This window comes from Streptomyces glaucescens, from assembly GCF_002154375.1.
Classification (GTDB): domain Bacteria; phylum Actinomycetota; class Actinomycetes; order Streptomycetales; family Streptomycetaceae; genus Streptomyces; species Streptomyces glaucescens.
On sequence record NZ_MUND01000063.1, the window covers coordinates 1 to 6,388 of the forward strand.

Annotated in this window: 6 protein-coding genes; 4 read left to right on the forward strand and 2 right to left on the reverse strand. The window is 68.6% G+C overall.

All coding sequences use genetic code 11. From position 1 onward, the window contains the following. Nucleotides 1-990: cellulase family glycosylhydrolase (locus tag CCN42_RS04995; protein ID WP_107427544.1), on the forward strand; the 990-nt coding region annotated here is incomplete at its 5' end. Nucleotides 991-1,751: 761 nt separating this feature from the next. Here CCN42_RS04995 and CCN42_RS45590 read toward each other — a convergent pair. Further along, a complete protein-coding gene (locus tag CCN42_RS45590) occupies nucleotides 1,752-1,883 on the reverse strand; it encodes a hypothetical protein (RefSeq protein WP_281259468.1) in 132 nt (43 codons plus the stop codon). A gap of 383 nt (nucleotides 1,884-2,266) precedes the next feature. On the opposite strand from CCN42_RS45590, the gene CCN42_RS05005 reads away from it, so the two are divergent. Continuing rightward, nucleotides 2,267-3,016, forward strand: coding sequence for a hypothetical protein (locus CCN42_RS05005; RefSeq protein WP_086733251.1), 750 nt, complete (start codon nucleotides 2,267-2,269; stop codon nucleotides 3,014-3,016). Nucleotides 3,017-3,681: 665 nt separating this feature from the next. On the opposite strand, the gene CCN42_RS42460 is transcribed toward CCN42_RS05005, so the two are convergent. Continuing rightward, nucleotides 3,682-3,840 carry a hypothetical protein gene (locus tag CCN42_RS42460; RefSeq protein ID WP_158102062.1) on the reverse strand — a complete coding sequence of 53 codons (159 nt, stop codon included), beginning with the start codon at nucleotides 3,838-3,840 and terminating at the stop codon, nucleotides 3,682-3,684. A 380-nt stretch (nucleotides 3,841-4,220) separates the two neighbouring features. Here CCN42_RS42460 and CCN42_RS05015 point away from each other — a divergent pair, with 380 nt between their 5' ends. Next, complete coding sequence (locus CCN42_RS05015) at nucleotides 4,221-5,201, forward strand: phage baseplate protein (protein WP_086733253.1); 981 nt, start codon at nucleotides 4,221-4,223, stop codon at nucleotides 5,199-5,201. A 528-nt stretch (nucleotides 5,202-5,729) separates the two neighbouring features. Then, complete coding sequence (locus CCN42_RS05025) at nucleotides 5,730-6,221, forward strand: GDSL-type esterase/lipase family protein (protein ID WP_281259469.1); 492 nt, start codon at nucleotides 5,730-5,732, stop codon at nucleotides 6,219-6,221. Nucleotides 6,222-6,388: the final 167 nt, after the last annotated feature.

The window sequence follows — 6,388 nt, forward strand, 5'->3', positions numbered from 1 at the left end:
AACGGGAACGACTTCGTGATGCGTGGTATCAACCATGCTCATGCCTGGTACCCGGGGCGGACCGGCAGCTCGCTGGCCGCCATCAAGGCCAAGGGCGCCAACACCGTCCGAGTGGTCCTCAGCAGTGGTCAGAAATGGACCCGCACCTCGGCCTCCGAGGTGTCCTCAATCATCTCCCAGTGCAAGTCGAACCGGCTGATATGCGTACTGGAAGCCCATGACACCACCGGTTACGGAGAAGACGGAGGCGCGGCTACGCTCAGCCAGGCCGTCGACTACTGGACCGGTATCAAGAGCGTTCTGGTCGGTCAGGAGAATTACGTCGTCATCAATATCGGCAACGAGCCGTACGGAAACACCAACTACACCCAGTGGACCTCGGCGACCCAGCAGGCCGTCGCCCGGATGCGGAGCGCCGGCTTCCAGCACGCGCTGATGGTGGACGCGCCGAACTGGGGGCAGGACTGGTCCGGCACGATGCGGGCGAACGCCTCTGCGGTATTCAACGCGGACCCCGCGCGGAACACCATCTTCTCCATCCACATGTACGGCGTGTACGACACCGCAGCCGAGGTGCGGAGCTATCTCAACGCGTTCGTCAACGCGCGACTGCCCATCGTGGTCGGCGAGTTCGGCAACAACCACAGCGACGGCAACCCGGACGAGGACGCCATCATGGCCACCAGCCAGAGCCTGCGGCTGGGCTACCTCGGCTGGTCCTGGAGCGGCAACGGCGGCGGCGTCGAGTACCTCGACGTGGTCAGCGGCTTCAACCCGAACCAGCTGACCGCGTGGGGTCAGCGTCTCATCCACGGCAGCAACGGCATCGCCGCCACCTCCCGCCAGGCGACCGTGTACGGCGGCAGCGGTACCGCGCCGAACGGTTACCCGTACTGCCAGAACGGCAGCGCCACCGACCCCGACGGCGACGGGTGGGGCTGGGAGAACTCCCGGTCCTGCGTGGTCCGCGGCGGACCGGCCGACCGCTAGCCCGCCGCCGTACCGCGGTCCTCCGCCGCCGCGCCACCGGCTGCGTCCGCCGCCGGTGGCGCGGGCATGTACGGCGCCGATGCCCAAGCGCGGGCGCTGGTACGCCGGGCAGCCGACGTTCTGCGTGGGCAGCTGGCGCGGCCGGGCGGGTATCACCGGGCCCGGGCCGCGGGGATCGCCGGGGCACCTGATGGGCGTCCCACTCGGCGCCTTCCGGGAGGAGGCCCTGGACGTGTGTCCCGCGCTGTACGGCAAGGCGTCGGGCACCCCGCACGGCGGCGTGGCCGACCCGGCCCGAGCCGCCGCCCTCTACCGGCAACTCCTCGCCGCTGCAAGAGAGTTGCCGGTGCCGCTGCCCGGCCGCGCCGGACGGGTCCTCGAGCTGGCCGCCCGCCCTCCACAAACCGGGAGCCGGAGGCGCGGGAACTGGCCGGCTGGGCAGACCCGCGCGCCACCACGTTCTTCTTCCACTCCGGCCCGGCCGCGGCCTCGCTCGCTCCTTCACGAACAGGCCCCCCACCTGCTCGCGGCCGACGAGGCGGCCGGCGTCTGGCCGGCCGCCCCGTTCCTCGAGCACCTCGCCACCCCCCCCGAGACCGTCCGCCGTGGCTGGCCGACCACGCCGTCCAGCTCGCCCCCGTCGGCCCGTTGGCGCTGTGTGCGCTGCTGCGCCTGGCCGACGCCCGCGCCCTCACTCGAGAATGCCCAGGTGAGTGAACCTGTGCGACTCGATGTTCGAGATCAAAGGTCGAGAGACAACCTCAGGCGTTCCACCACTCGTCGGTGCCACAGCCGACCTCGTAGTGCCACCAACCTTCCTCTTGGCCTTGCTTCAGAAGGGCCTTGATCCCGATCCCGACGAAGTCCGCGCCGGCTGGCGCGGTGAAGGCCACACGGGGGAAGTCCTCACTGAAGACCTCGCCTCCGAGGTCGAATGCTGAAAGGCGCTCGGGAACCACCCCTCACGAGGGACGAACCGGAACCAGACCTTGATCTCCTCGACCGCGTTCTCCATGACGGCCATCGTGCGCCGACCGGCAACACCACTCCGCACCGGGCCTGAGCCGGGCAATCAACCAAAGCTGTCAGGCGGCGCCGGAGGTTGAAAGACGAGCTCGGGAGCGCGGCACGCGCCGCGTGCGGGGATGCGTGACCGGACTGGTCATGACGTCCCGGGTCCTCAGGGGAAGCGGCGTTGCCCCCGTCTCTGCCCCGGCGGCGCTTTCCGGCCTTGAGCTGTGCCCCTGATCACGATGGTCGGTAGAGGAGGGGACGCATGCGCGCACAGGCTTCATCGGAGGCGGAGTACGCCCGGGCGCGGTCGCGGCGCGGCACCGAGCGCGGCGGGGCGTCTGCGGGCGGGGCGATGCTCGCCCTGCAGCGCACCGCGGGCAACGCTGCGGTCACCGCCATGGTCCAGCGCAGCCGCCACGAGCACGGGGACGGGTGCGGCCCGACCGGCTGCGGCGGGTCCGAGGTCGTACAGCGCGCCAAGGGCAAGGACTGGAAGCTGGGGTCGACGAGCACCGAGCTCGCCTCGGTGAAGGCCAATCACCCCGGCGATCCGTTGGTGGACACGCTGCACCACATCATTCCCAAGTCGCTCTTCCAGCCGTTCCTCGCCCTGCTGACCCCGGCCCAGATACAGCAGATCACGACGAAACTGGCGCCCCTGGCTCCGGATGCGTTCGCCTCGCCCAACACCGACAAGGCGCTCAAGAACGTCCCGGCCAACTTCCGCATCGGCCCCCGTCCCGAGGCCAGGTCCGACGACCCGGGCAGCGGCATCGACGTGAACACCACCGCCTCGGGCAACACCACGCCCCGCTCCGCGCAACTGGAAAACGCCTACAACTACATGGCGGCCGCCATCGACGCGGGCGCGGTGACCCAGCCGGACTTCGACACCCAGTTCCTCGCCCCGATGATCGACGCGTGCACACAGCACGGGACGGCCATCAACATCGATCCGGCGCGCGCGACCTGGGTCTCTGATCCCGCCACAGGGAAGTACCACAAGCCCTGAGACCTCGGGAGGGAGTCGGCTCGGTACCCTGATAGCGGGTAAGCCGAGAACCGCGACGCTCAGCTCATCAGCGTCGCCAGTCGGAGCTCTTCTGGCGGCGTCCGCCCGGACCGTGCTCGTTGTGGGCCTTGGTCACCCGGTGACCGTGCTCATCAGCCTGAACATGGCCCACAACTTCTCTCCAGGGAACCGTTCCCCAGAGCACGTATCTCGGATTCATGCGCTCTGACCTGCCGATACCAGGTCTAGAAACATGCTGTCACGATGGCCGCCGCGCGATCCACGGCCTGCGCAGGTCACCGGGCAGATGCGGCTGCGCGTCGCGTCGTCACGACCTCTTCTCTCCTCCTGAGCTTCTCTGTGCTGTCCGTGGAGGAGGAGATCATCGGGTCCGGGGGACGGATGCCCCTTTGCGACCGGGCGCGGCCGGCGCCCGGAAGGCGGCCGAGTCTCCCGGCGAAACCGCTCCAGGCCGGCCTTAGATGCCCCGATCACCGAGCGAGATCCGTGCGACCGGCCGCGAGGCAATGCCACGCAGCCGGTCGATGTCGCTACGCGCGACCGCCGTACGCCAGGCTGCACGACGAGTAGTCACCCTTGACCGCGCAGAGCTGGATGAAGACCTTCGTGCCCTCGGCCAGGTCGCCCGACTGCCACGGGCTGTATCAGACGGCTGAGTGCCCACGCGTGGTGGCCATACGGCACTCCGGGGAGATCATCGTGGCTTCCATGCCGTACCCGTCGGACAGCCGGTCCAGAACTTGGAACGCGTCGCCGGGGATGGTCATGTCCGGGAACACGATGGGATCCGCGGTCCAGTCCATGAGGCCCGCGTAGGTGCCGGTGTGGTAGGCGGTGATGCTGAAGCTCCCGTTCTCCGCCGCCGCGCTCTTTTCGAAAGGTCCAGCTGGCAGCTGCCGCGTTGCCCGCCCCGACGGTGACGGAACTGCCGACGAAGAGCGCACTCGCCGCCAGGAGCGTGGCAATTGGTTCCGAAGCCGCTTCCTCATCAGCCGTTCCTCCAAGTAGTCCGAACGTCCGAATGGTTGAGGATCAGGGCCTGTCCAGATCATGTCGTCAACTCCCGTTCGGGGTCGTGATCGGTCAGCGGAACCTTTCACATAGAGTCGGTCTACTTGATCGTTCGATCGGAGCGCAGTGCGTCCTTGCGGTCCGATCGCCACAAGTAGCTACAGGAGCAGATATGACTCACGAACCGCAGACCACCCTGACCAGGCGGGGACTGTTGCGAGTGGGCACCGGACTCGGCATCGCCGCGATCGGTCTCGGGTACGGTGCCGGGGCTGCGGCGGCCGCCGTGCCGGTGTCGCAGCGCTTCGATCTGACGCAGCCCTCGTACGACCTGTACCGCGGCAAGGCGCTGCGTGACGACACGGTCCAGCAGGGCTTCGCGTTCGACAACGTCAACCGGCGGCTGTTCGTCGCGCAGCGCCGCAACGGCACGTCCGAGACGGCCGGCGACCTCTGCATCACGCAGCTCGACTTCTCCGGCAACTACGTCGGACACATGTACCTGACGGGCTTCGGTCACGGGGTCGCCTTCGGTGCGCAGGGCGTGGGCTCGTCAACGTATCTGTGGACCGAGGTGGAGGCGAACTCGGGCGGCTACGGCAAGCGGCTCGCCAGGTTCAAGTTCACCAGCGGCACGACACTGTCGAACACGTCGTCGGCGCTGACGAAGTTCACGCCGGTGTCGGCGGCGACCGAGCACACCTGCTCCATCGACCCGGTCAACAACCGGCTGATCGTCCGCTACCACCTGAGCGACGGCAAGCACATAGCGGTCTACGACCTCGCGGCGGCGACGAACGGCGACTTCAGCTCGCCGCTCGCGAACTTCAAGCAGCCGAGTCTGCCCACGCTGTCGCCGACCTTCCAGGGCTACGCGGCGTACGGCCAGTACCTCTACGCCTTGACCGGCACGTCGTACGAGGCGAACGGCGGTGTCGTCAACTCCGAGATCACCAGCATCGACATGAACACCGGCGCGATCAAGCAGGGCCCGGTCCTCACCAAGGCCGGCGAGTCCCTCGACTTCCGGGAGCCGGAGGGTCTGGCGATCTACCAGACGGTCGACGGCGAGGTCCGTCTCTTCCTCGGCTTCGCCTCGGGTGCGTCGGGTGACCGCCGCTCGAACCTGTTCTACAAGAACGCCCTGGTCTGACCCGGGGGCGGGCGACGGCAGTTCGGTGACCCGATCCAAGGGGGTGGCCCTCGACCACGATCGTGGTCGAGGGCCACCCCCTTGCCCGCGGGTGCCTAGCGGCATGGGCCGGCGCCCGGGTGGACTCAGCCCACAGCCACACAGACATACGCCGACGGCCTGCTTGGGGAGCCCTGTGACCTCCTTGCTGCAGGGGTGGGTACTTCAATGCTTCGGCGTGGGCTTGTCGCCACTTGTCGTGTGCTCTGCGGACGTTCGCTGAGAAGATCGACATCGGGGCCGACGTCCCGTGCTGCGTGGGCAAGGGCCCGGGGCCCGGCCGCCTCTTGGAAGCGGCGGGCGTGGCGGCACTCACCGCCGCCTACACCGCTGCCCAAGCCCACCAGCCCGCCCTCGCCCACGACTTCGCAGCCCAAGCCGAACAGACAGCCGCCTGCCTCACCCGCCACCCGCACACCACCAGCCGCCCCCGGGAGCTGACCGCTGCCCAGCGAGTACTGCACCAGTCCACCCGAGGGGGAGGAGAGCATCCAGGACAAGCTCGCCCGAGTCCAGGACGAGTACATCCAGATGCTGGCCCAGGTGCACCAGGCCGCACCCAACGCCAAGGTGGTCACGGTCGGCTACCCGGCCGTCCCGCCGGAGGAAGCCAGCGACTGCAACCGCCCCGCCCTCACCGAGCTCGGCTCGATCAAGCACGCCGACGTCGACTGGCTCCGCGACGACGTCCTCAAGCAGCTGAACAACACGATCCAACGGGTCACCTCGTTCTTCGGCGACTCCTACGTCGACGTCTGCTCCTCCAGCGTGGGCCACGAGGCCTGCCAACCCGCGGACACCAAGTGGGTCGAGGACATCTGCGGCGACGCCGCGGACTACTGGCCCGCCAAGCTCCCCGGCACGCTGCTGAACTGCGGTCTCATCGGCATGCGCGCCACCCTGGTCCACCCCGACGCCGAAGGACACGCCAACACCGCCGCCCACGTCGAACGAGCCATCCGCATCGCCCTCCTGAACTGACCGACCGGCCCGCCCCCCCGGCACCCGTGCGAAAGACGCGGCCCGGGGCACCCCGACGAGCGCGAAGGGCACCGCTCGCCGAGCCCACTTAGACGTCATTTCAGTTGGCGTGATCTTGCGGCAGTCTGGGGTGGTGACTGCTGCACTTGTCGAGCGGATGGCGCCGG